The sequence below is a fragment of the Paracoccus homiensis genome (assembly GCF_900111675.1).
In the GTDB taxonomy this organism is placed as follows: Bacteria; Pseudomonadota; Alphaproteobacteria; order Rhodobacterales; family Rhodobacteraceae; genus Paracoccus; species Paracoccus homiensis.
On record NZ_FOHO01000001.1, the window covers coordinates 406,037 to 430,568 of the forward strand.

At 64.9% G+C, this 24,532-nt stretch carries 21 protein-coding genes; 11 read left to right on the top strand and 10 right to left on the bottom strand.

Annotation, left to right across the window (positions count from 1 at the left end):
* Positions 1-84 precede the first annotated feature (84 nt).
* The 3 genes from BMX67_RS01995 to BMX67_RS02005 form a co-directional block, all read right to left on the bottom strand.
* The gene (locus tag BMX67_RS01995) at positions 85-867 is read right to left on the bottom strand and encodes an inositol monophosphatase family protein (protein WP_090732085.1); all 783 of its coding nucleotides are present in this window, start codon (positions 865-867) and stop codon (positions 85-87) included.
* Positions 854-2,200, bottom strand: coding sequence for a TldD/PmbA family protein (locus BMX67_RS02000; RefSeq protein WP_090732214.1), 1,347 nt, complete (start codon positions 2,198-2,200; stop codon positions 854-856). Before BMX67_RS02000 ends, BMX67_RS01995 begins: the two co-directional genes overlap by 14 nt.
* Positions 2,201-2,268: 68 nt before the next feature.
* On the bottom strand, positions 2,269-3,846 hold the full coding sequence (locus tag BMX67_RS02005; protein WP_090732087.1) for a DUF2125 domain-containing protein: 1,578 nt from the start codon (positions 3,844-3,846) through the stop codon (positions 2,269-2,271).
* A 73-nt stretch (positions 3,847-3,919) separates the two neighbouring features.
* Here BMX67_RS02005 and BMX67_RS02010 point away from each other — a divergent pair, with 73 nt between their 5' ends.
* The gene (locus tag BMX67_RS02010; protein WP_090732089.1) at positions 3,920-4,540 is read left to right on the top strand and encodes an enoyl-CoA hydratase/isomerase family protein; all 621 of its coding nucleotides are present in this window, start codon (positions 3,920-3,922) and stop codon (positions 4,538-4,540) included.
* Here the strand turns inward: BMX67_RS02010 and BMX67_RS02015 are convergent.
* The 4 genes from BMX67_RS02015 to BMX67_RS02030 form a co-directional block, all read right to left on the bottom strand.
* Positions 4,531-4,872 (bottom strand): DUF2853 family protein, encoded by a 342-nt coding sequence (locus tag BMX67_RS02015; RefSeq protein ID WP_090732091.1) that lies wholly within the window; start codon positions 4,870-4,872, stop codon positions 4,531-4,533. The two genes, BMX67_RS02010 and BMX67_RS02015, sit on opposite strands and share 10 nt — an antisense overlap.
* A gap of 97 nt (positions 4,873-4,969) precedes the next feature.
* On the bottom strand, positions 4,970-6,262 hold the full coding sequence (locus BMX67_RS02020) for a TRAP transporter large permease (RefSeq protein ID WP_090732093.1): 1,293 nt from the start codon (positions 6,260-6,262) through the stop codon (positions 4,970-4,972).
* Positions 6,255-6,749, bottom strand: a complete 495-nt coding sequence (locus BMX67_RS02025; RefSeq protein WP_090732094.1) for a TRAP transporter small permease — start codon at positions 6,747-6,749, stop codon at positions 6,255-6,257. The genes BMX67_RS02020 and BMX67_RS02025 overlap by 8 nt, the downstream gene beginning before the upstream one ends.
* A gap of 5 nt (positions 6,750-6,754) precedes the next feature.
* On the bottom strand, positions 6,755-7,723 hold the full coding sequence (locus BMX67_RS02030; protein WP_090732215.1) for a TRAP transporter substrate-binding protein: 969 nt from the start codon (positions 7,721-7,723) through the stop codon (positions 6,755-6,757).
* A gap of 271 nt (positions 7,724-7,994) precedes the next feature.
* Here BMX67_RS02030 and BMX67_RS02035 point away from each other — a divergent pair, with 271 nt between their 5' ends.
* The 3 genes from BMX67_RS02035 to BMX67_RS02045 are packed head-to-tail and all read left to right on the top strand — an operon-like array spanning position 7,995 to position 10,164.
* The gene (locus BMX67_RS02035; protein ID WP_090732096.1) at positions 7,995-8,753 is read left to right on the top strand and encodes an amino acid ABC transporter substrate-binding protein; all 759 of its coding nucleotides are present in this window, start codon (positions 7,995-7,997) and stop codon (positions 8,751-8,753) included.
* A complete protein-coding gene (locus BMX67_RS02040) occupies positions 8,753-9,427 on the top strand; it encodes an amino acid ABC transporter permease (protein ID WP_090732098.1) in 675 nt (224 codons plus the stop codon). The genes BMX67_RS02035 and BMX67_RS02040 overlap by 1 nt, the downstream gene beginning before the upstream one ends.
* The gene (locus tag BMX67_RS02045; RefSeq protein WP_090732099.1) at positions 9,424-10,164 is read left to right on the top strand and encodes an amino acid ABC transporter ATP-binding protein; all 741 of its coding nucleotides are present in this window, start codon (positions 9,424-9,426) and stop codon (positions 10,162-10,164) included. The genes BMX67_RS02040 and BMX67_RS02045 overlap by 4 nt, the downstream gene beginning before the upstream one ends.
* Here BMX67_RS02045 and BMX67_RS02050 read toward each other — a convergent pair whose 3' ends face one another.
* From BMX67_RS02050 to BMX67_RS02060, 3 genes are all read right to left on the bottom strand, one after another.
* The gene (locus BMX67_RS02050) at positions 10,165-10,593 is read right to left on the bottom strand and encodes a hypothetical protein (RefSeq protein ID WP_090732101.1); all 429 of its coding nucleotides are present in this window, start codon (positions 10,591-10,593) and stop codon (positions 10,165-10,167) included. It abuts the gene before it with no gap.
* Positions 10,594-10,701: 108 nt separating this feature from the next.
* Positions 10,702-12,105, bottom strand: coding sequence for a sensor histidine kinase (locus BMX67_RS02055; RefSeq protein WP_090732102.1), 1,404 nt, complete (start codon positions 12,103-12,105; stop codon positions 10,702-10,704).
* A complete protein-coding gene (locus tag BMX67_RS02060) occupies positions 12,098-12,802 on the bottom strand; it encodes a response regulator transcription factor (RefSeq protein ID WP_090732104.1) in 705 nt (234 codons plus the stop codon). The genes BMX67_RS02055 and BMX67_RS02060 overlap by 8 nt, the downstream gene beginning before the upstream one ends.
* A gap of 169 nt (positions 12,803-12,971) precedes the next feature.
* On the opposite strand from BMX67_RS02060, the gene BMX67_RS02065 reads away from it, so the two are divergent.
* The 7 genes from BMX67_RS02065 (at position 12,972) to BMX67_RS02095 (ending at position 24,515) form a co-directional block, all read left to right on the top strand.
* Positions 12,972-14,213 (top strand): ABC transporter substrate-binding protein, encoded by a 1,242-nt coding sequence (locus BMX67_RS02065; protein ID WP_090732105.1) that lies wholly within the window; start codon positions 12,972-12,974, stop codon positions 14,211-14,213.
* A gap of 71 nt (positions 14,214-14,284) precedes the next feature.
* Positions 14,285-15,157 (top strand): carbohydrate ABC transporter permease, encoded by an 873-nt coding sequence (locus BMX67_RS02070; protein WP_090732106.1) that lies wholly within the window; start codon positions 14,285-14,287, stop codon positions 15,155-15,157.
* Entirely contained in the window at positions 15,147-16,001 is an 855-nt protein-coding gene (locus BMX67_RS02075) for a carbohydrate ABC transporter permease (protein ID WP_090732108.1), read from the top strand. Before BMX67_RS02070 ends, BMX67_RS02075 begins: the two co-directional genes overlap by 11 nt.
* Before the next feature lie 4 nt (positions 16,002-16,005).
* A complete protein-coding gene (locus BMX67_RS02080; protein WP_090732109.1) occupies positions 16,006-17,112 on the top strand; it encodes an ABC transporter ATP-binding protein in 1,107 nt (368 codons plus the stop codon).
* A 19-nt stretch (positions 17,113-17,131) separates the two neighbouring features.
* Positions 17,132-18,058 carry a glucokinase gene (locus BMX67_RS02085; protein ID WP_090732111.1) on the top strand — a complete coding sequence of 309 codons (927 nt, stop codon included), beginning with the start codon at positions 17,132-17,134 and terminating at the stop codon, positions 18,056-18,058.
* 116 nt (positions 18,059-18,174) lie between these two features.
* On the top strand, positions 18,175-20,037 hold the full coding sequence (locus tag BMX67_RS02090; RefSeq protein WP_090732112.1) for an autotransporter assembly complex protein TamA: 1,863 nt from the start codon (positions 18,175-18,177) through the stop codon (positions 20,035-20,037).
* On the top strand, positions 20,037-24,515 hold the full coding sequence (locus tag BMX67_RS02095; protein WP_090732114.1) for a translocation/assembly module TamB domain-containing protein: 4,479 nt from the start codon (positions 20,037-20,039) through the stop codon (positions 24,513-24,515). Before BMX67_RS02090 ends, BMX67_RS02095 begins: the two co-directional genes overlap by 1 nt.
* The last annotated feature ends 17 nt before the right edge of the window (positions 24,516-24,532 follow it).

Genomic DNA, 24,532 nt, shown 5'->3' on the forward strand with positions numbered 1-24,532 from the left:
AGTTATGCAAGGGCGCTGTGATCTGGCTGTGAATTGGCGCGATCATGCGGCGTGAATTGCCGCAACACACTGACAGAAATGGGTTTATTCGGCCAAGGCTGCGCGAATTTGCGCGTGCAAATTTCGCCCTGCGACGATCAACCCATCGACCATCGCCTTGGGGTTGTTGAACCGCATCCGGTGGCCCAGCCGATCCGTCACCACCGCGCCCGCGCGTTCCGCGATCAGGCTGCCTGCGGCGATGTCCCATTCCCATGCCGCCCGCAGGGACAGCGCGGCATCGAAACGCCCTTCGGCGGCAAGGCACAGTCGCCAGGCAAGTGACGGACGAAATTCGCGGCGGAAGGGCGGCTGAACGCCGCCGCGCCAGGCCGACCCCTCGGTCGCGGCGCGGTAGGTCAGCACGCGCGCATCGGCGATATCGGCATCGCGTGGCGAGATCGGCTGCCCGTTCAGGGTGGCGACGCCATCGGCATGCGCGGCATAGGTCAGGCCCAGAACCGGAAGATGCACCACCGCAGCAACGATCCGGTCGCCATCGGCCACGGCCAGCGAATGGGAAAAACCCTGCTGTTCCGCGATGAAGGCGCGGGTGCCGTCGATCGGGTCGATGATAAAGCAATGCCGCGCATCCAGTCGCGAACTGTCCGCCTCGCTTTCCTCGGACAGCCAGCCGTAATCGGGGCGCGCGGCGGTCAGGATCGCCTGCAATTCCTCGTTCACGGCCAGATCGGCCTCGGTCACGGGGCCGGCGCCGGCATCCTTTTCCCAGTTGCGCGGCGCCTTGCCCCAATATTGCAGGGCGATCTGACCGGCGCGGATGGCCGCACCGGTCAGCAGGTCCAGATCGGCCTCAGGCCCCCGCAACCGTCATCCCCTGCACCAGAAGGCTGGGCACTTCATGCGCGCGCCAGGGCAGCGCATCATTGGCGGCGGTCAGCGTCATAAGCATCTCGCGCAGGTTGCCCGCGATGGTGCATTCATTCACCGGATAGGCGATCTGGCCGTTCTCGACCCAGAAACCCGCCGCACCGCGCGAATAATCGCCCGTCGTCCCGTTGATCGAGGCACCCAGCATCGAGGTCACGACCAGACCGCGCCCCATTCCGGCGATCAGTTCGGCCTGCGTGGCCGTGCCCGGCGTCAGGCGGATATTGCTGTTGGTCGGGCTGGGCGCCGAAGTCAGCCCCCGCGCGGCCGACCCGGTGCTGTCCAGCCCCAGCTTGCGCCCGGTCGCCAGATCCAGCGTCCATTCGCGCAGCACGCCATCGCGTATGATGCCGCGCTGACGGGTGGCCAGACCTTCGGCGTCGAAGGGGCGCGATGACGGATAGCGCGGGCGCAGCGGGTCTTCGGTCAGGTCCATGCCCACGGGCAGCACCTGTTCATCCATCGCCTTGCGCAGCCAGCTTGCGCCGCGCGCGACAGCGCCCCCGTTCACCGCGCCCAGAAGATGCGCGATCAGGCTGGAGGCCACGCGGCGGTCATACAAGATCGGAAACGCCCCCGTCGGCGGCTTGCGCGATCCGGCGCGGGCAAGGGTGCGTTCGGCGGCCAATGCGCCGATATCCTCGGCGGGCGGCAGATCGGCGGCAAAGACCCGGGATTCGGCGGCGTAGTCACGCTCCATCCCCAGCCCCTCGCCGGTGATCGCCACGGCCGAGATCGCATGCGTGCTGCGTCCGTAACCGCCCGAAAACCCGTTCGTGGCCGCAAGCCACAGACCCCGGCGGCTGAAGGCGGCGGACGCGGCCTCGACCTGCGAAATGCCCTTGGCCTGCAGGGCCGCAGCCTCGGCCCGCAGCGCCATATCCTGCAATTCCGCGGGCGACGGCTCGCTGATATGATCGCACAGGTCCAGCCCGGCGGCATCGCGCCGCGCGGTCAACTGATCGGGGTCGGCAAGCCCAAGATAGTCGTCGACCGGCGCCTCTTTCGCCATGGCGACGGCACGTTCGGCCATTCGGGCAATCGCATCGTCGCTGTGATCCGAGGATGACACACAGGCCTGACGCCCGCCGATCAGCACACGCAGGCCGATTTCCACACCTTCGGCGCGTTCGGCCTGTTCCAGCGCCCCGCCACGAACATCGATGCTGACCGACTGGCCGCGCATCGCCAGCGCGTCCGCCTGATCGGCACCTGCCCGTTGCGCCTTGTGGATCAGCGCCTCGGCCAATCGTTTCAGGTCGGTCTGCATGTCGTCCTGGGTCATCGGTGCCTCGTCACATGGGGCCGGGACGACAGCGGCGCCGTCCCGGCCTGTTCTCACTTCACCTGCTGACCATTGGCGAAGATCGACCCGTCCTCGCGCAGTTCCAGCGTGGTGTTCAGCTGTTCGGGGTTATCCTCGGCCGGACGGGCGAACATAGCGATCATCATGCGTGCGCCCATCACCTGTTCCTGCGGCAGCAGCCCCATCGAAACCAGCTTGTCCAGCAGGCCATTCACGCCGGTAAAGCTGCCCTCGACCGTGCCGAAGGGCATCTGCCCCTCGGTTTCGGGCAGGGTCAGATCGCCGGTCACCTGGGCATCGACGCCGACGGCCTGCAGCGACAACTTGTTGATGGTCAGGGCCTTGGGCTGGAAGGGCGAGGGCGGCGGCGCGATTTCGGTGCCCGGTTCGGCAGTCTCCATCTGCTCGGCATAGTCCTGCATCTGCTGGCCAAAGCTGGGATCGAACAGGCTTTGACGGACCAGCGCGGTGCCCGACAGGTCAAGCATCAGATTGGCCGGGTCGCGCGGCAGCTGTTCCTGCGGATCGAACAGGTTCCAGATGGCATCCGCCAGCGTCAGCCCTTCCAGCGCATAGCTGAGCGTGAAGGGCTGCGGCGCGTCGGCGGCGCTGATCGGGAAGGTCAGCGCACCCTTGGCGCTTTCGATCGCATAGCCCACCGGGAATGGCAGGTCCGAGCTGGCAATCTCCATCTGCGAGCCTTCGGCACCGACCTCATAGGTCAGCCCGTCGCCCGACATCGAAAAGACCAGATCCGACTTGCCGGCGGTATAGGTCACATCGCCGGATTCAGCCGCGCCTTCGGCATTGGTGCCCGAATAATTGGCGGTGCCGTCGATGCCCCCCATGGCGAATGTGCCATCGGCCTTCATCCCGGCCTCCAACGCCTGATCGGGACGTTCGGCCATGTTGAAATCGCCTTCGGGTATGGTCATGCTGCCGGTCGAGGACAGGCCATCGACCTTGGCATTGGCGGTGATCTTCCCTTCACCCGGCTGACCGTCCTCGCCCTCGGGTTCGTTCATCGACACGGCCAGATCCAGACCGGCAGCCTTGAAATCATAGGTCAGCAGACGGCCTGCATCCTCGACCGCGCGATAGGTGCCGGTCACGTCATTGACCGTGATCAGGAACGGCGCCTCGGCATCGGTGACGATCTCATCGCCAAGGTCAAGCGCCATCTTCAGCGTCGGATAGGTGACCTCGTGCAGCATGTCCTCGGGCTCGCCCGATGAGACCATCTCGTTGCCGGGCATGCTGATGACGATGTCGAAGGCGGGCAGATCCTCGGCATCCTCGCCGGTTGCTTCGCTGGTCAACAGGATGTCGCCGTCGAATTCGGTCCGCACCCTTGCGTCGCCGGTCTGGGTCAGGTTGATCTTCGGCACGGTGATGACGGTCTTGCCGTAATCGGCCTCGGTGGTGATGGTGACGTCGTTCAGGGTCAGGTTCTGCCCGGCCTCGTCGCGCGAGCCGATGGCAATGTCATAGCCCATATCCGAATAGTAGCTTGCCAGATTGGTCCAGACCTGCCCGGGCGTCACCTCTGCCAGCGCGGGCACCGCGCCTGCGATCAAGGCCACCGCCGAACTTGTCAGAAAGCGCTGCATCACAATACCTTTCGAAAAGCCGAATTCAGGAAGGTTCTGACACAGGCGCAACCCAAGGAAAAGGGAACAATCCGTGATCCAACTGTCTCAGCAGCAGGGCCTTGCCCAAATCTCGATCCATCGCGCGGAAAAGGCCAATTCCTTGACCGCGGCGATGCTGACCCGGATCTGCGAGGCACTGGACGAGGTGGCCCGGTCGGATTGCCGCGCGCTGATCCTGACCGCAGAGGGAAAAGTGTTTTCCGCCGGTGCCGACCTGGACGAAGCAAGGGCGGGGCTGGCGACCTCGCCCTTGTGGGAACAGGTGTCGGGGCGCATCGCCGCCCTGCCCTGTCTGACCATCGCAGCCCTGAACGGAACACTGGCGGGCGGGGCCTTCGGCATGGCGCTGGCCTGCGATCTGCGGATCGCGGTGCCGCAGGCGCGGTTCTTCTATCCGGTGATGAAGCTGGGCTTTCTGCCGCAACCCAGCGATCCGGCGCGGCTGTGCGCGCTGACAGGGCCGGCGCGCGCCAAGATGATCCTGATGGCTGGCTGCAAGGCCAGCGCGGATCAGGCCCTGAACTGGGGCCTGATCGATCAGATCGTGGAACCCGACGCCCTGATCGCCACCGCCGGCACCCTGGCGCAGGACTGTCTGTCCGCCGCGCCGGATCATGTGGCCGCGATCAAGCGCCTGATCGATCAGCCGTAAACCGACTGCTTGTTGAAATGCTGGCACAGCAGGTAATAGACCACGGGGCGGTACTTGCTGCGGTTCGAACGGCCATATTTGTCGATGACGGCGTTGATCGCGTCCATCAGCTCGGGGCCGTCGGACAGGCCCAGCTTCTTCATCAGATAGTTCTTGCGGATACGGTCCAGTTCCGCCTGATCGCTGGACGCGACGGTTTCGGCATCGGCGTTGTAGATCGACGGGCCGCAGCCGATGGTCACCTTGCGCAGCAGGTCCATGTCGGGCTCGGCGCCCAGCTTGTCGCGGATATCCCCGGCATATTTGCCGATCAGGTCGTCTCGCTTGCTCATACTCCCATCCCTTTTGTCATTGTCGCGGACAGATGAAGGATGCTTCGGGATGGGCAAGGACGCAACGATTTCCGCGCCTGTCGGTAGTTTTCCCCATCTAACCCCTGCCAAATCCGCTGATTGCGGGCAACCAGGTGGACAGGCCGGGCACGAAGGTCAGCGTCAGCAGAACCAGAATTGCCGCCAGAAAGAAGGGCGGCAATTCGCGGATCAGCGCCGAGGGCCGCTGATGGGTCGCGCTGGCGACGACGAAGATCAGCCCGCCGACCGGCGGCGTCATCAGCCCGAAGGTCAGGTTCACGATCACCACGATGGCGAAATGATCCGCCGCGATCCCCAGCGAATGGGCAATGGGCGCAAGGATCGGCACAAGGATCATCACACCCGGCAGCGGGTCCATGAACATGCCGAAACCCAGAAGCAACAGGTTGACCATCAGCAGAAAGGCGACGGGCGACAGGTTCATCGCGATCACCGCATCGGCCATGGCCTGCGGCACGCCCTCGATGATCAGCACCCAGGCAAAGGCCCGCGCCGCCGCCAGGATCATCAGCACGGCGACGGACATGATCCCTGCGCGCCAGAACGCCCCCCACAGGTCGCGCAGGCCGAAACCGCGATAGACGACCGCGCTGACCAGGATGGCATAGGCAACGGCGATCACCGACGCCTCGGTCGGGGTGAAGACGCCGCCCCGGATGCCGCCGACGATCAGCACCACCAGCAACAGCGCCGGCAGCGCCGCCATCGTGTTGCGCAGCATGACCCGAGCGGGCGGACGCGGATCATTGCTGCGATAGCCACGCTTGCGGCTGATCCACCAGTTCACCGCAGCCATCGCGCCGGAAATCAGCAGCCCCGGCAGGATCCCCGCCATGAACAGCGACCCGACCGAGACATTGCGATCCTGAAGCGCATAGATGATCATCGTGATCGAGGGCGGGATGATCGGCCCCACGACCGAGGTCGCGATGGTCAGAGCCCCGGCATAGGCGCGGTCATAGCCTGCCTTGTCCATCATCCGCACCATCATCGCCCCCGGCCCCGCCGCATCGGCCAGCGCCGAACCGGAAATGCCCGCAAACAGGGTCGATGTCAGGACATTTGCATAGCCAAGCCCGCCGCGCAGATGGCCCACGAACTGCGCCGCAAAACGCAGCAGCATCGCCGAAATCGCCCCCGCCGACATGATTTCCGAGGCCAGAATGAAGAACGGCACCGCCAGCAGCGGAAAACTGTCCAGCCCGGTGAACATTTCCTTGACGACCACGACCAGCGGATAGTTCCCCGCCAGCGACACCGCCGCAAAGGCCGACAGCGCCAGCGAAAACGCCACCGGCACGCCAAGGAACAGCAGGACCAGAAAGGATATGATCAGGATCTCAACCACGCGCGGCCTCGTCGGTGGCGGCGAACCCCGCCCGCAGGTAACGCGGCGCGATCAGGGCCAGATGCAGGATCATCAGCGCGAAACCCGCGGGCATGGCCGCATAGACCCATTTCATCGGCAATCGCAGCGCCGCCGATTTCTGGATCGCCATCCGATTCATGTAATCGATCCCGACCCAAACCATAAAGGCGAAAAAACCGAACAGGGTCAGCAGGATCGCCCATCGCAGCAGGCGCTGCGCGGGGCCTGGCAGCGCCTCTTGCGCGTTGGTGATGGCGACATGCGCGCCTTCGCGCAGGGCCAGACCGCTGCCCAGAAAGGTCAGCCAGATCATCGTGTAACGCGCCACCTCGTCGGCCCAGGGCAGGGCATGGCCGCCCAGATAGCGCCCCGCCACGTTCCAGCCGATGACGACCGCCATCACCGCCAGACCGGCGATGACGACGGCGCCATTCAAGATCACGAAGCCGCGTTCGATCCGGCGCATGGGGATCAGTCGGCGGCCTGTATACTGTCCATCAGATCCTTGCCGAACTGTTCCTCATAGGCCTTGTAGGGTTCGGCCAGGGCGTCACGGAACGCGGCTTTCTGTTCGGCCGACAACTCGTTGACCTCCATGCCCTCGGATTTCAGCGTCTCGACGCCCGACGCCTCGACTTCGTCGACATAGCCGCGCATCGCGGCGACGGCATCGATCGCGGCCTGATCGAAGGCGGCCTTCTGGTCATCATCCAACTGCCCCCACAGGCTGGGCGACACAAGGATCACGGCGGGCGAATAGACATGCCCGTCCAGCGTCAGGTATTTCTGCACCTCGCTCAGCTTGGCCGAGACGATGACCGACAGCGGGTTTTCCTGCCCGTCGATCGCGCCCTGCTGCAACGCGCCGATCACCTCGGGCCATGCCATCGGCGTGGGCGCGGCGCCCAGTGCCTCGAAGGCGGCGATATGGACCGGGTTTTCCATCGTGCGGATCTTCAGCCCATCGGTATCGGCGGGGGCCGCGATGGGGCCACGATTATTGGTGATGTGGCGGAACCCCTGTTCGCCCCAGGCCAGCGCATGAATGCCGGCATCGTCGAATTTCGCCAGCATGTCCTGTCCGATCTGGCCATCCAGCACGCTGCGGGCGTGATCCAGGCTGGAAAACAGGAAGGGCACGTCGAACACGCCGACCTCGGGGACGAAGTTCGACAATGTGCCGGTGGACACGATGGTCATCTCGACCGTGCCCAGCTGCAGCCCCTCGATCACCTCGCGCTCGCCCCCCAGACCCGAGGACGGGAAGTGGCGAAAGCCGAACTGATCGCCCAGTGCCCCGGCGATCGACTGTTCGAACGCCTTGGCCGCGACGCCGTAATGGCTGTCCTCGGCCAGCGCATAGCCGATCTTAATTTCCTGCGCGCCCGCGGGCACAGCAAAGCCCGCACCGATCAGTGCGGCGGCATATAGGTGTTTCATCTGACCCTCCTTGGCGCCGCAGCCCGCCATTGCAGGGGCGCGGCAATTCCTCCGCGTGGCAGGAAACCCGGATTGTGATGAGAAGGCAACAGCTTGCAGGGGAAGGCCCGGAACAATTTTCCCGGCCGTCCGTTTTACCGCGAAATGCTATACCCTGCGAAGCCGACGCCGGGTCCACGCCGTTCTTATTTTTCGCCCATCCCCGCAGGGCCGGTTGTGATCGCGACCGCGCGACCGCATCTAGGGCGCAAGAAATCAAAGGAGCATTCCGATGCGCAAGACCATCCTGACGGCGATCCTTGCCGTGACCACCGCCCTGCCCGCCGCCGCCGACACGATCCGCGTGGGCATGTCGGGGGGCTATTTCCCCTTCACCTTCACCCGCGCCGACGAATTGCAGGGGTTCGAGGTCGATTTCCTGAACGCCATCGGCGAAGAGACCGGCGACGAGATCGAATTCGTCACCATGTCCTTTTCGGGTCTGATCGGCGCCTTGGAATCGGGCCGCATCGACACGGTGGCCAACCAGATCACCATCACCCCCGAACGCGAGGCGAAATTCGCCTTCAGCCAGCCCTATGTCTATGACGGGGCGCAGGTCGTGGTGAAGGCGGGCAACGAAGACGCGATCACCGGCCCCGAAAGCCTGCAGGGCAAGTCAGTCGCGGTCAATCTGGGCTCGAACTTCGAGGAATTGCTGCGCAACCTGCCCTATGCCGACGACATCGACATCCGCACCTATGAAAGCAACATCGCACAGGATACCGCGCTGGGTCGGGTCGATGCCTTCGTGATGGACCGCGTCAGTTCGGGTCAGGTGATCAAGGAAAGCCCGCTGCCGCTGGCGCTGGCTGGCCAACCCTTCGACGAGATCCGCAACGCCCTGCCCTTCCGCAACGACGATGACGGCAAGGCCATGCGCGACCGCGTCGATGCCGCGATCACCACGCTGAAGGAAAACGGCAAACTGGCCGAAATTTCGCAGAAATGGCTGGATGCGGATGTGACCAAGCCGGCAGCGGCTGAATAATGCGGCCCCTGGACATCGCCTATATGTGGGATCTGGCGCCGGTGATCGCCGGCTACATCCCGCTGACCCTGTTCATGGCCATCGTGGCAATGGTGGCGGCGCTTGCGCTGGCCGCCATTCTGGCCATCATCCGTGTCCTGAAACTGCCGGTCATCGACAGGCTTGTTGCGGTGTTCATCAGCTTTTTCCGCGGCACGCCGCTGCTGGTTCAGTTGTTCCTGTTCTACTACGGCGCGCCGCAGATGCTGTCCTTTCTGACCAGCATCAATGGCGTCACGGCGACGATCCTTGGCCTGACGCTGCATTTCTCGGCCTATATGGCCGAAAGCATCCGTGGCGCGATCCTTGGCGTCGACCGCAGCCAATGGGAGGCCGCGCAATCCATCGGCATGACACAGGGCCAGCTGCTGCGCCGCGTGATCCTGCCGCAGGCCGCCCAGACCGCCGCGCCGACGCTGATGAACTATTTCATCGACATGATCAAAGGCACCTCGCTTGCCTTCACCCTGGGCGTGACCGAGATGATGGGCGCGGCCCAGAAAGAGGCCGCCGGAAGCTTTCTCTACCTCGAGGCGTTTCTGGTCGTCGCGCTGTTCTACTGGGTCATCGTCGAGGCACTGTCGGTCGGACAGCGCCGCATGGAAGCGCATCTTGGAAAGGCGGTGGCCAGATGAGCTGCGAGATCGAAATTTCAGGTCTGATCAAGACATTCGGCGACAATACGGTGCTGAACGGCATCGACCTGTGCCTGACGCCGGGCGAACGCGTGGCGATCATCGGTCCCTCGGGCACCGGGAAATCGACGCTGCTGCGCTGCCTGAACTTTCTTGACCGGCCCGATGCCGGGCGCATCACCCTGGGCGATCTGACGGTCGATGCGGCCAGGGCGGACAAGCCCGAGATTCTGGCGCTGCGCCGTCGCACGGGCTTTGTCTTTCAGAACTACGCGCTGTTTGCCAATATGACGGCCCGGCAGAACATCATGGAAGGGCTGACCACCGTGCGCGGATGGACACCCGAAAAGGCGCGTGCACGCGCCGACGAAATCCTGGGTCAGATCGGTCTGGGCGATCGCGGCGACAGCTATCCGTCCGGCATGTCGGGGGGGCAGCAACAACGGGTCGGCATCGGCCGCGCGATGGCGTTGGATGCGGAACTGATGCTGTTTGACGAACCGACCAGCGCGCTGGACCCGGAATGGGTGGGCGAGGTTCTGGACCTGATCCGCAAGATCGCCGATGGCCGTCAGACCATGCTGATCGTCACCCATGAGATGCAGTTCGCCCGTGAAATCGCGGATCGGGTGATCTTCATGGAAGGCGGACGCATCGTGGAACAAGGCCCGCCTAGCCAGATTTTCGGCAATGCGCAGGACGACCGCACCCGCGCCTTCCTGCGCCGCGTCGGTTGATCAGCGCAGCCCGGCGGTCTGGTAATAGACCTCGACATCCTGCTGATCGTCATATCCGACCCCCGAGGCGATGATGCAACTGGTCTGGTCGCCGCGCGGCGCGACCAGTGTCCAGGTCCCCATCTGGTCCGAGCCCCAAAGCTCGGTCCCCTGATGCGACGCATCCACCCTGGTTTCGGAAAAATCGGATTTCAGCGTCCGGTGAATTTCCGGATCGTCGGCGCAATAGGGTTGATCGCCAACCGCCATGTCGGTTTCGGGCAAATGCTGCGCCCGGTCCAACAGCGTGGCGATATCGACGCCCGCCATCGCGGACCATCCCTGAACGGGCTGATCGGAACGGGTCGCCGAAAGGGCGGGAACAGCCGTCAGCAGCATGACGCTGCCAGCCGTGAACAGCTTGACGATGCGATGTGCCGTGCGGGACATGATATGGCCTTTCACCTTGCGTTTGCTGGCGAATAAACACGGGAATTGCGGCTTGGGTTCCCAAGTCGCCCGATGCTGCCCCCATTGCAGCAGCCGTCGGGTGTGCGGTCAGGCCCATCTGCGGCACAGGATCAGGCGGGCCGACAGACCGCCATCCTCATGCCCGAATTCAAGCCGCCCGCCATGCTGCGCCGCCACGGTCGACACGATCGCAAGGCCCAGCCCGACACCGCGTTCTGCACCGGCATTTTCGCCCCGCTGAAAGGCACCCGTCAGGCGGGCCAGATCCCCCTGGGTCAGGACGGAACCGCGATCGGTGACGGTCAGCCAGGCATCATCGGCATCGGCATCCACGCCGACCCGCGCCTCGCGCCCGTATTTCAGCGCGTTGTCGATCAGATTGGTCAGCGCCCGACGCAGCGAGGTCGGCTGACCGCGCATCAGCACCGTCTGCGGGTCAGCGGCGGGACGGGCGGTCATGCGCGAAAACAGCGTGCCGGCCCCGGCCTCGCGGATGGGCGGCAGGGTCAGGGTGACGGGCAGGCCAACATCCTGATAATCGGCGACCACCGCCTCGGCCAGCGAGGTCAGCGACAGCTGGCGAAACGGCTCGGACCCGATCTCGGCGCGGGTATAGGTCAGAACGCCATCGATCATGCCCGTCATCTCGTCGATATCGCGTTCCAGTCGGGCGCGCAGATCGTCGTCCTCGATCAGGGCGCTGCGCAGCCGCAGGCGGGTCGCGGGGGTGCCAAGGTCATGGCTGACCCCCGACAGGACCATCGCCCGGTTTTCCAGGGCCGCGCGATCCTGCGCGACATAGGCGTTCACCGCCTCGGCAGTCTGGCGCAGTTCATCCACGCCGCCGACCGGCAGCGCGGCATTGCGCGCCCTGTGATCGCGCAGCGCGGCGGCAAAGCCCGCGAAAGCGCCCGACACCTCGGCCACCCACCCGAACAGCAGGCCCAGCCCGCCCAGCAGGATCGCCCCGGCCAGCAGCCGCAGATCGCGCGGTGCGGCCTGACAGCCCCAGACCTGCTGCCCGTCGACCCGGCTCCAGACGCCCTGATCCAGCTGAACGAACAGGCGCGGCTGGCTGCAGAACCGCGCCAGCCCCCGCGTCACCGAGGCCAGCCCCGCAGCCTGCGATCCGCCACCCACGCTTTCGATTGCGGCGGCGGGGTACTGGATATCAGGCGACTGGATGCGGACCGACAGCCGTGGCCCATAGGATTGATCGGGCCGCCCACCCGTCAGCGTGATCCGCGTTTCGCGCCATCCGGGTTGCAGATCGGGCTGACCGGCCAGCCGCGACAGGCTAAGCCCGGGCGGCAGGGCGACGCCGCTGTCCAGACTTTCATGCAGCGCCAGCCCGGCCAGATAGGCACGGTCCAGATGATCCTGCCACGCGGTTTCGGATCGCATCCAGACCCAGACCGCCGCGCCCCCCGCGATCATCGCCAGCACGATCCACAGTCGGGCCAGCCAGCGCAGGCTTAGTCGGCTAGGCATCGTCGGGCGTGACCTCGGTCGTCAGAACATATCCGGTGCCGCGTTCGGTCCGGATCAGCGCCGCATCGGTCTTGTGGCGCAGGCGCGTGACCAGCATGTCGATGGCGCGGCCCTCGGCGGCATCCTCGTCATCCAGCGCCTCGGCGATTTCCTCGCGGCTCAGCGGGATCAGCGGATTGGCCAGAAACACCCGCAACAGCGCCGTTTCCCGCGCCGACAGCGCGACCTGCCAGCCTCCGGGGGCGGTCACCTCGTCGCGGCGCGCGTCATAGCGCCAGCCGCCAAAACGCAGCACCGCATCACGCCTGCGATGCGACAGGCTGGGCGCGCGATGGGCGCGGCGCAGAACGGCCCGGATCCGCGCCAGCAGCAGTTCCGGGTTGAAGGGCTTGGCGATGTAATCATCGGCGCCGACCTCGTATCCCGCCATGCGCTGATGATCGGCCGACAGTGCCGAGACCATGATGATCGGCACGTCCTGCGCGGCGCGGATCTCGGCGCAGATCTCGACGCCGCTATCGGCGCCCAGCGACACGTCCAGCAGGATCAGATCGACCCGCCCCGCCGCAAGGGCCTGCAGCGCCTGATCGCGACTGCCCGCGCGGGTGACGAAATAGCCCTGCCGCTGCAGAAAGGCGGCCATCATCGCGGCCATCTCGGCGTCATCTTCGACGACCAGCAGTTTCTGCAGTGGCATTGTCCCTCCGGGATGGATGACGCGACGGCCTCGTAACAGTCTGTAACACCTGCGCCGCCAAAGTGGTATCTGCAAGGCTGTGCTGCGTTGCCTGCATGGCTGTGGATTTGCCATGATGTGGCATGACGCGGGTGGACAAGCCTGCGCTGTCAAAGATCTGGGAGGATCCATGAACATGAAATCCGTGATGGCGGCCTCGACCGCCGTGATGCTGGCCGGACCCGTCATGGCCGAACCGCAGGCCGAGGTTCTGCATTGGTGGACCTCGGGCGGCGAGGCGAAATCCGTTGCCGTCCTGCAGGAACAATTCGCCGCCGAGGGTGGCACCTGGACCGATATGCCGGTGGCCGGTGGCGGCGGTGACGCGGCCATGACCGCGCTGCGTGCGCGCGTGCTGTCGGGCAACGCCCCCACCGCCGTGCAGCTGAAAGGCCCCGCCATTCAGGAATGGTACGAAGAAACCGGCCTTGCCGATATCGGCGCCGTCGCCGAAGAGAACGGCTGGGCCGACGTCCTGCCCGAGCAGATCGCCGAGCACATGAAGTGCGAGGGCGAATGGTGCGCCGCGCCCGTGAACGTGCACCGCGTCAACTGGATCTGGGGCAACAAGCAGATCCTGGACGAGCACGGCATCGAGATGCCGACCACCTGGGACGAATTCAATGCCGCAGCCGAAAAGCTGCAGGAAGCGGGCGTCACGCCGCTGGCCCATGGCGGTCAGGCTTGGCAAGACGCGACCGTCTTCGAGGCGGTCGTGCTGGGTCTTGGCGGCCCCGAATTCTTCCAGAAGGCGCTGGTCGATCTGGACCCCGAGGCGCTGACCTCGGACACGATGAAGCAGGCCTTCGATGAAATGCGGACCATCCGCGGCTATGTCGATGACAACTTCTCGGGTCGCGATTGGAACCTGGCCACCGCCATGGTCATGAACGGCGAGGCCGCCTTCCAGATCATGGGCGACTGGGCCAAGGGCGAATTCCTGGCCGCCGGCAAGGAGCCGGGCACCGATTTCGTCTGCGCCCCCACCCCGGGCGAGGGCTTCCTCTACAATGTCGACAGCTTCGCCTTCTTCGAGGTCGACGGCCAGGACAAGCAGGACGGCCAGGCACTGCTGGCCAAGCTGATCATGGGCCCCGACTTCCAGAAGACGTTCAACCTGAACAAGGGCTCGATCCCGGCACGCACCGACGTGGCCCTGGACGAGTTCGACGATTGCGCCATGCAGTCGAACAAGGACATGAACGAGGATGCGGCCGACGGTTCGCTGCTGCCCAGCTATGCCCACGGCATGGCCCTGCGCGGTGCACCCGCAGGCGCGATCACCGATGTCGTGACCGCGCATTTCAACAGCGACATGTCGTCGGAAGACGCGGTCCAGCAACTGGCCGACGCCGTCGCGAACGCGATGTGATCGAAGGCTGAACGCCCCGCGCCCCGACTTGCGGTCAGGGCGCGGGGTTTTTCTTTGAAGGGTTATCCGGAATGGAATGGCTTGAACGCAACGTGCCCAAGCTTGTCTTGGCGCCGTCCTTCGTGGCGATCCTGATCTTCGTCTACGGCTTCATCGCCTGGACCGCTTGGATCAGCCTGACGAAATCGCGCCTGATGCCGAAATACGAGATCGACGGCTTCGGGCAATTCGAACGCCTGTTCGCGGCCCCGCGCTGGGACGTGGCGATGAACAACCTGTTCATCTTCGGCGGCCTGTTCATCGTGATCTCGATGGTGATCGGCCTGCTGCTGGCGATCTTCCTGGACCAGAGGATCCGGGCCGAGGGCGTTCTGCGCACGGTCTATCTGTACCCGATGGCGCTGTCGCTGATCGTGACGGGCACCGCGTGGAAATGGATCCTGAATCCGGGTCTGGGCATCCAGGAGACCGTCCGCGGCTGGGGCTTCGAGAGCTTTACCTTCGACTGGCTGATCAAGCCCGAGATGGCGATCTATACCGTCGTGCTGGCCGCCGTCTGGCAGGCATCGGGCTTCGTGATGGCGCTGTTCCTTGCGGGCCTGCGGTCCGTCGATACCGAGATCATCCGCGCAGCCCAGGTGGACGGCATCCCGAACCACCGCATCTATTCCGCGATCATCATCCCGACGATGGCGCCGATCTTCCTGTCGGCCTTCATCGTGCTGGCGCATCTGGCGATCAAGGCCTTCGACCTTGTCATCGCGCTGACCAATGGCGGCCCCGGCTACTCGACCGATCTGCCCGCGACCTACATGTACGCGATGGCGTTCTCGCGCGGGGATCTGGGCCAGGCGGCGTCCAGCGCCATGGTCATGATGGGCGTCATCTTCGCGATCGTCGTTCCCTATCTCTACAGTGAATTGAGGCCGCGCCGTGACCACTAACACCCTGCTTCGCTGGGGCCTCTATGCGGTCCTGATCCTGTTCGCGGCCTTCTACCTGATGCCGCTGTTCGTGATGCTGACGACCTCGCTGAAGTCGCTGGAGGAGATCCGCACCGGCGGCCTGCTGTCCCTGCCGCGAGAGATCACCTTCGCCCCCTGGGCCGAGGCCTGGTCCACCGCCTGCGCCGGCACCCAGTGCGAGGGGCTGCGCCCGTTCTTCTGGAACAGCGTGCTGATGGCCGTGCCCGCCGTCGCCATTTCCACGGTGGTGGGCGCCCTGAACGGCTATGTCTTCGCGCAATGGCAGTTCCGCGGCGCGAACCTGTTCTTCGCGGCGATCCTGTTCGGCTGCTTCATCCCCTTCCAGGTCGTGCTGCTGCCGATGGCGCAGGCGCTAGGCTTTCTGGGGCTGGCGGGCAGCATTCCGGGGCTGATCTTCGTGCACGTGATCTACGGGATCGGCTTCACGACGCTGTTCTTCCGCAACTACTATGTCACCATTCCGCAGGAACTGGTGCGGGCGGCCAAGGTCGATGGCGCGGGTTTCTTCCGCATCTTCTTCGCGATCTTCCTGCCCCTGTCGCTGCCGATCATTACCGTCTCGGTCATCTGGCAGTTCACCCAGATCTGGAACGACTTCCTGTTCGGGGTCAGCTTCAGCGGTCCGGGCAGCCAGCCCGTCACCGTCGCGCTGAACAACATCGTCAATTCGACCACCGGCGTCAAAGCCTACAACGTGGATATGGCCGCCGCGATCATCGCCGCCCTGCCCACGCTGCTGGTTTACGTCGTCGCTGGCAAATATTTCATCCGCGGTCTGACCGCCGGTTCCGTGAAAGGGTGATCCCATGCCGATCCTTGAAATCGACCACCTGCAGAAAGCCTATGGCGAGACCCATATTCTGCACGACATCAATATCAGCATCGAGGAAGGCGACTTCCTTGTGCTGGTCGGCCCGTCGGGCTGCGGCAAATCCACCTTGCTGAACTGCATCGCCGGGCTGGAACCGACCACCGGCGGCAAGATCAGCATCGCAGGCCGCGACGTGACGGGCGTGTCGCCCAAGGACCGCGACATCGCCATGGTGTTTCAGTCCTATGCGCTGTACCCCACCATGTCGGTCGCCAAGAACATCACCTTCGGCATGAAGGTGCGCGGCGTCGACAAGGCCACGCAAGAGGCGAAACTGGCCGAGGTGTCGCGCCAGTTGCAGATCGAACAGCTTCTGAACCGCAAGCCGGGTCAGCTGTCGGGCGGTCAGCGTCAGCGCGTCGCGATGGGCCGGGCGCTGGTGCGCGATCCGCGGCTGTTCCTGTTCGACGAACCGCTGTCGAACCTGGACGCGAAACTGCGCGTCAGCATGCGGACCGAGATCAAGAAGCTGCATCAGGACCTGAACGCGTCCATCGTCTATGTCACCCATGACCAGATCGAGGCGATGACGCTGGCCACCAAGATCGTCGTCATGAAGGGCGGCGTGATCCAGCAGATCGGCACGCCCGCGGAAATCTACAACCGCCCGGCCAACATGTTCGTGGCCGATTTCATGGGCAGCCCGGCGATGAACCTGATCCCGGCCCGCGTCCGGGCCGAAGGCGGCGCCACCCGGATCGAGATCGACCGCGGTCAGGGCGATCCCCTTGTCTTTACCGACCCGGTGGCCCGCGACCTGCCCGCCGAGATCGTTCTGGGTGTCCGCCCCGAAGACATCCACGAGGCGACCGGCACCGCCCATTTGCCCGACGCCGCGCGGCAATCGGGGGGCGAGGTGATGATCGACGTGGTCGAACCGGCAGGGGCCGACACCTTTGCCGTGACCCATCTGGGCGGCAAGCCGGTGACGGCACGTCTGCGGGCCGAAAGCGCGGTGCGGCCGAAACAGATGTTTCCGCTAGCATTCGACCTCTCGAAACTGTCCTACTTCTCGCCTAAAGATGGTCAGCGTCTGAACTGATCGCGAGGGGAACGGACCGATGGCGATGCTTCTTGGGGATGTGGGCGGCACCAACGCCCGGCTGGCGATCGCCCGCAACGGTGTCATCGACGATGTGACGGTGACGCGGTTTCGGGGCGACGACTATCACAGCTTTGACGATGTCGTCCGGCAGTTCCTGAAGGATCAGCACGATCCGCGCATCACCTCGGTCTGTGTGGCCGTGGCAGGTCCGGTCAGCGGTGGCCGGGCCAGCCTGACGAACCGCGACTGGGATTTCTCGGAAGAGCGGCTGGCCCGGCTGACCGACGCCGATCAGGTCCGGCTGATCAACGACCTGACGGCGCTGGGTTACGCCACCCCCAGCCTTCAGGGCGATGGCGTCTCGGTCCTGCGCTCGGCGCCGCCGGACCGGGCACGGAACGGGCAATCGCTGGTCGTCGGACTGGGCACGGGCTTCAATGTCTGCGCCGTGCGGGTGCTGCCGCAGGGCGGCATCACCGCGCTGGAGGCCGAAGAAGGTCACACCCAGCTGCCCGCGAATATCTATCGCCGCCTTGTCGATCTGTTCGGCCCCGAAGGTGCCGCGCAGTTCTTTTCGACCGAGGAAACCTTTGCCGGGCGCGGGCTGGCCCGTCTGCATGCCGCGCGAACCGGCCAGCCGCCCATCCCAAGCGAGGCCGTGGCCCGCGCCGCCGGCGAGGGCGATCCCGAGGCGATCGCGACCTATGACCTGTTCGCGGAACTTGTCGGCCTGCTGTGCCGCGAACTTGCCCTGCGCTTCATGCCGCTGGAAGGACTGTTCATCGCAGGCAGCGTCGGGCGCAGCATCGCGGACCGCATCGGCCTTTTTGAGAATGCCTTCCTGTCCGAAGCGCATATGCGCCAGATCCCGGCCAATACGCCGATCTGCCTGATCCGCGACGACATGGCCGCGCTGCACGGCTGCCTGGCCGCCTTGACCTGACGGCAACAGACCGCCGCCCCGTTATCACTTTCTGCCTTTTTGACGTTCATTTACTGGCATGACAGGTCGATTCCTGTTCATATTGCCGCAAAGAACGACGAACAGGGCAGGAAACGATGCGGGCATATGTGAAGGCCATGCTGATCGCTGGCACGGCACTGGGATGCGGGACGATGGCGCTGGCCCAGTCCTCGTCGCCGTTCTCGGGTTTATTGGGCGGTGGCGAGGAAATCGAAGGCCCCGTCGATCTGGATATCCGGGTGGATGGCGGCGATGACGGCATCGCGAATGCGATCCGCAACACCTCGCTGATCGCGGGGGCGTTGAAGGAAGAACGCAACAACCCGCAGGATGTGCTGGCCGCGGCCCGTGCCGATTACGCCCGCATCCTGGGCACGCTTTACGATCAGGGCTATTATTCCGCGCTGATCTTCATCACGCTGGACGGGGTCGAGGCGGCAGAGATCGCGCCGCTGGATGCCCCGGCTGCGGTCACGAATGTCGTGGTCACGGTCGATCCCGGCCCGCGTTTTCGCTTTTCCCGCGCGGCCATCGCGCCGGTCGCCCCCGACAGCGACATTCCCGACGAATATGCCCAGGGCGAAACGGCGGGCACCGGGACGATCAAGTCCGCCGCGCTGGCCGGCGTCGACGGCTGGCGCAATCAGGGTCACGCCAAGGCCGATCTGGCGGGGCAACAGATCGTGGCCGATCACGCCCAATCCACCGTCGACAGCCAGATCGCGCTGAACCCCGGCCCGGCCGTCACCTTCGGCAAGCTGAACATGACCGGCTACAAGCGGATGAAGCCGCGCCGCCTGCACAAGATCGCGGGCCTGCCAGAAGGCGAAGGTTTCGACCCCGAGGAACTGGAAGATGTGCGCAAGCGCCTGCGCCGCACCGGCGTCTTTTCCGCGATCACGCTGGAAGAAGCCGAAACGCTTGGGCCGGGCAACACGATGGATGTCAACCTGACCGTGGTCGAGGACAAGCCCCGCCGCATCGGCGCAGGGTTCGAGATCTCGAATATCGACGGGGCGCAGATCTCGGCCTACTGGATGCACCGCAACCTGCTGGGCGGCGGCGAAAGGCTGCGGATCGACGCAGAGGTGTCCGATATCGGTTCCGACAACAGTGGCCGGGACGAGGAAATCACCTTCCGGATCGACCGCCCCGCCACCATCACCGCCGACACGACCGCCTATGTGGAAACCGAACTGGCGAAAATGCGCGAGGATGACTACGATTCCGACGCGGTGACGCTGGGACTTGGCTTTACCCATATTCCCAATGACGACCTGACGATCGATCTGGGCACCGAATATTACTACGAACGCGTCACCGACGATAACGGGCGACGCATCTTCAAGGTGCTGGCCTTCCCGTCCAGCGTCACTTGGGACAAGCGCGACGAACCCACCAATGCCAAAAGCGGTTTTTACCTGGATGGCGAGGCGACGCCGTTCAAGGGCTTTGACGGCACCGATTCCGGGCTGCGGCTGGATGGCGAGGCGCGGGGCTATTATTCGATCCTGCCCGAAGACCGGCTGACCTTTGCGGGCCGTGCCCGCGCCGGATCGGTTCTGGGCAGCGACATCCAGAATACGCCGCGGGATTACCTGTTCTATTCGGGCGGCGGCGGCACCGTGCGCGGCCATTCCTATGAATCACTTGGGGTCGAGGAAATTCAGGGCAGCGACGGTCCGATCAAGACCGGCGGCATGAGCATCTTCAACGCCAGCGCCGAAATCCGCTATCAGCTGCGCGAAAAGATCGGCGTTGTCGGCTTTGTCGATTACGGTCGCGTCTGGACGGAAGAGGCGTGGTCGGGCGATTCCGGCTGGCATGCAGGGGTCGGTGCGGGTGTGCGCTATGACACGCCCATCGGCCCGCTGCGTTTCGACATCGCAACCCCTCTCGGCAATGGCGATACCGATGACGGGGTTCAGGTTTACCTTGGACTTGGGCAGGCATTCTGATGCGCGGATTTCTGATACTCATCTTTGCAATCCTGTTCCCGGCGCTGGCCATGGCGCAAAGCGCGGCCGAGCTGTCGCAGCAGATCGACGACGACAAGGGCTTTCTGACCCGCTTTCTGGAAAAGAACCTGTCGGGGGACGATCGCCGCGTGGTCATCAGCGGCTTTGAAGGGGCGCTGTCGTCACGGGCCACCTTCGACGAAATCGTCATCATGGATGCCGATGGCGCGTGGCTGACCCTGAAGAACGGCGCCATCCAATGGAGCCGCACGGCCCTGCTGCGCCGCCGGGTCCAGATCGCGGAACTGTCGGCCGAGGTCGTCGAACTGCCGCGCCTGCCCACGGGCGAGGCGCAGGACACTACCGCCGAAACCACCGAATTCGCGCTGCCTGATCTGCCCGTATCGCTGGAAATCGAGAAAATTCAGGTCGGTCGCGTCGAACTGGGCGAACCCGTGATCGGCATGCCCGCCGCCATCGCCGTCAATGGCAACATGAGCCTGATCGACGGCGAAGGCATGGCCGATCTGACCATCGACCGTCTGGACGGGCCGCGCGGCGAATTCATCCTCAGCGCCGCCTATGGCAACGAAACACAGAATCTCAGCGTCAATCTGGCCCTGGAAGAGGCGCGCGACGGTCTGCTGGTCAACCTGATCGACCTGCATGACAAGCCCTCGGTCTCGGCCCAGATCAGCGGGGAAGGCACGCTGGACGATTTCGCCGCCGATCTTCGGCTGGCAACCGCGGGGCAGCCGCGCGTGACCGGTCGCGTGACGCTGAATCAGCAGGAACTGGACGGCCAGTCGCCCGGACGCGGCTTTCGCGTGCAACTGGGCGGCGATGTCGCGGCGCTGCTGCCGCCCGACGACCGCACCTTCTTTGGCCCCAATACGCAATTGCTGGCCGAAGGCTGGCGTGGGCAGGACGGTCGGCTGAACATCCCGACGCTGCGGATCGATACCGACGCCCTGAATCTGGAAGGGCAGCTGTCCACCAATGCCAGCAACGCCCCCCAGACCGCGCAACTGACGATCACGCTTGGGCGCGACGCGGGCGCAAGCCAGGTGCCTGTCAGCCTGCCCGGCGCGGGTCAGAATGCGACCGTGGAATCCGGTCGGGTGGAACTGAATTACGACGCAGATCAGGGCCAGGGCTGGACCCTTCAGGGGCGCGTGGGCATGCTGGATCAGGGCACCGTCAGCATGGAGGAACTGACCCTGAACGGCGCAGGCGAGGTTCTGTTGTCCGACACCGGCGCCCTGTCCGAAATCACCGGCGGGCTGGATTTCGGCGCCTCGGGGCTGAATTTCGCGGACCCGGCGCTGGCGCGCGCGGTGGGTCAGGCCGTGACCGGGCGATCCACATTCACCTATGGCGGCGGCCATATGGATATCAGCGAATTGCAGATCGACGGCGCGGATTACGGGCTGAACGGATATGCGCTGCTGTCGGGTCTGTCGACGGGGATCATCGCCTCGTTCGACATGACGGCGGGCTATCAGGATCTGTCACGGATTTCGGATCTGGCGGGGCGGCCGCTGGCCGGTCAGGCCCAGGCCGACCTGTCGGGCTATTACACCGTTCTGACCAAAAGCTTTGATCTGGACGCCGAAATTCGCGGCACCAATATCAGCATCGATCAGGAACAGGCCGATCGCCTGCTGGCCGGTCAGTCGCGGATCAAGATGCGCGCACGCCGCGACGAGGTGGGGATCGAACTTGGCCAGTTGACCGTGAACGCCCAGAACCTGACCGCCGAGGCGCAGGGCTATCTGAACAGCGATTCCTCGGATCTGACGGCACGGATTTCCATGCCGTCGCTGTCCGAGGTCGATCCCGGCTATTCCGGCTCGGCCGAACTTCTGGCCAAACTCAGCGGCGCGACCGGCGCACGGCAGCTTGCCGTGTCCGGGGATGCCGAGGATCTGCAGATCGGGATCGAGGCGCTGGACGGCGCCCTGCAGGGCAAGACCACGCTGACCGTTCTGGCGGGCGAACAAGAAGATGGCTACGCGCTGAAGGCGTTCGAACTGTCGAACCCGCAGCTAAGCGCCGAAGGTCAGGGCAGCTTTGCCCAAGGTGCACTGGATGGCACCGCCAATCTGTCGGTTCCCGATCTGGCCGCGATCAAGGCCGGATGGTCGGGCGGTTTCAGCGCCGATGCGGTGATGTCCGAATCACAGGGTACGCGGCTGTTCGACGTCACCGGCACGGGCCAGAACCTGTCTCTGGGTCAGCAGAATGTCGATGGCGCGTTGACCGGCACCACCGATCTGACGATCAAGGCGCAGGAAAAGGACGGCGTGATCACGCTGCGTGATGTCAGCCTGACCAATCAGCAGATGAATGTGACCGCCGATGGCACCTACGGCCCCGGCGTGACCGATCTGACCGCCGATATCGACATCGCGTCGCTGGCCTCGTTCGGGGCAGGCTGGCGCGGCGCGCTAAGCGCGGATGCCAGCTTTCAGGAACAGGGCGAAGGTGTGCGGCGGCTGCAACTGACCGGCACCGGGCAGGATCTGGCCATGGGTCAGGCACAGCTGGACGGCGCGCTGGCCGGGGAAACCCGCATCGCCGTCACCGGAACCGAACAGGGCGGCGTCTTTAGCATCGAACAGGCGCAGATCGAAAACCCGCGCCTGTCCGCCGATGCCAACGGCAAGGTCGGCGGCGGCCAGACCGACCTGTCGGCCCGGCTGAACGCCTCGGATCTGCGTTTCGTCGGCAACGGGATCCGCGGGTCGGTCAGTGCCGATGCCCGGCTGGTCGAGGACGGCGATCAGCGCCGCATCACCGCAACGGGCAACGCGAACGGGCTGCAACTGAACCAGCCGCGCATCGACCCGGTCCTGCGCGGGCAGACCAGCTTTGACATCGCGGCAACGCAATCGCCCTCGGGCCTGTCGCTGCAACGGCTTCAGGTTCAGAACCCGCAGCTGCGGGTGTCGGCGGATGGCGACCCGGCGCAGGCGCTGAATATCGACGCGCGGCTTAGCGATCTGGGCCTGATCGAGCGTGCGATCCCCGGTCCGGTGCAGGTCACGGGAACGCTGGCGCAGACGCCGCAGAATTTCGTCATCGACCTTGATGCCACCGCCCCCGCCCAGACCCGCCTGCAGATCGCGGGAACGGCGGCGCGCGATTTCTCGACCACGGATATCGCGATCACGGGTGGTGCGAATGCCGCCATCGCCAACAGCTTCATGCGCACGCGCAGCATCGACGGGCCGCTTAGCCTTGATCTGCGGCTGAACGGGGCGCCGGGCCTGAACGCGCTGACCGGCACCGCGCAGTTGACCGGGGCCGAACTGGCCGATCCCCGGCTGGGCATCCGGCTGGACGATCTGACCGCGACGGCGGGCTTCCAGAACGGGCGCATCAATGTCGATGCCACCAGCAGCGTCGCGGCGGGTGGTCGCCTGTCGATCGCGGGTCCGGTCGATCTGCGGGCCGGCACGCTGGATCTGGTGGCCACGCTGGACAATGTCGTCGCCCGCGACCCCAACCTGTACCAGACACGCCTGTCGGGACAGGTACGGGTGTCGGGCCGCAATGCCGACGGTCCGCTGATTTCAGGGCGTATCGATGTGGGCGAAACCGAGATCCGCATCCCCTCGACCGGGCTGGGCGGGGCAAAGGCGATCCCCGAAATCAGCCATCTGGCCGAACGCCCCCCACAGCGCGCGACCCGCGCCAAGGCCGGGCTGCTGCCCTATCCCAGTGACGCATCGCGCGACGCCAACATGTCTGCGCCGCCTTCGACCCCACCGGGGAATCCGCCGCGTCTGGATCTGTTCATCAGCGCCCCGAACCAGGTGTTCATCCGCGGTCGCGGCGTCGATGCGGAAATGGGCGGCGAATTGCAGGTTCGCGGCACCGCGCGCAATGTCGTGCCCATCGGCCATCTGGAACTGATCCGGGGTCGCGTCGATCTGCTGGGCAAGCGGTTCGACCTGACCGAGGGGCTGGTGGAACTGCAGGGCAGCCTGGTGCCGGTCCTGCGTCTGGTCGCCGAAACCAGCCAGAACGATGTGACCACCCGCGTCATCATCGACGGCGAGGCCCGCGATCCCGATGTCAGCTTCGAATCCTCGCCCGAAATGCCCGAGGAAGAAGTGCTGTCGCAGCTGTTGTTCGGACGCGGTCTGGACACGATCAGCCCGCTTCAGGCGCTGCAACTGGCCAATGCCCTGGCCGTTCTGGCCGGTCGCGGCGGCGAGGGTGTGATCGGCAATCTGCGCAATCAGTTCGGGCTGGACGATCTGGATCTGCAGACCGACGACGAAGGCAATGTCGAGGTGCGCGCCGGGAAATATATCAGCGACAATGTCTATACCGACGTGTCGGTGGGCGATCAGGGCAAGACTTCGATCAACCTCAATCTGGATATCTCTGAAACCCTGCGCGCGCGTGGCTCGGTCGCCAGTGACGGCGAAAGCACGCTGGGTGTCTATTTCGAACGGGATTATTAAGAAGGCTCAGGTCGGGG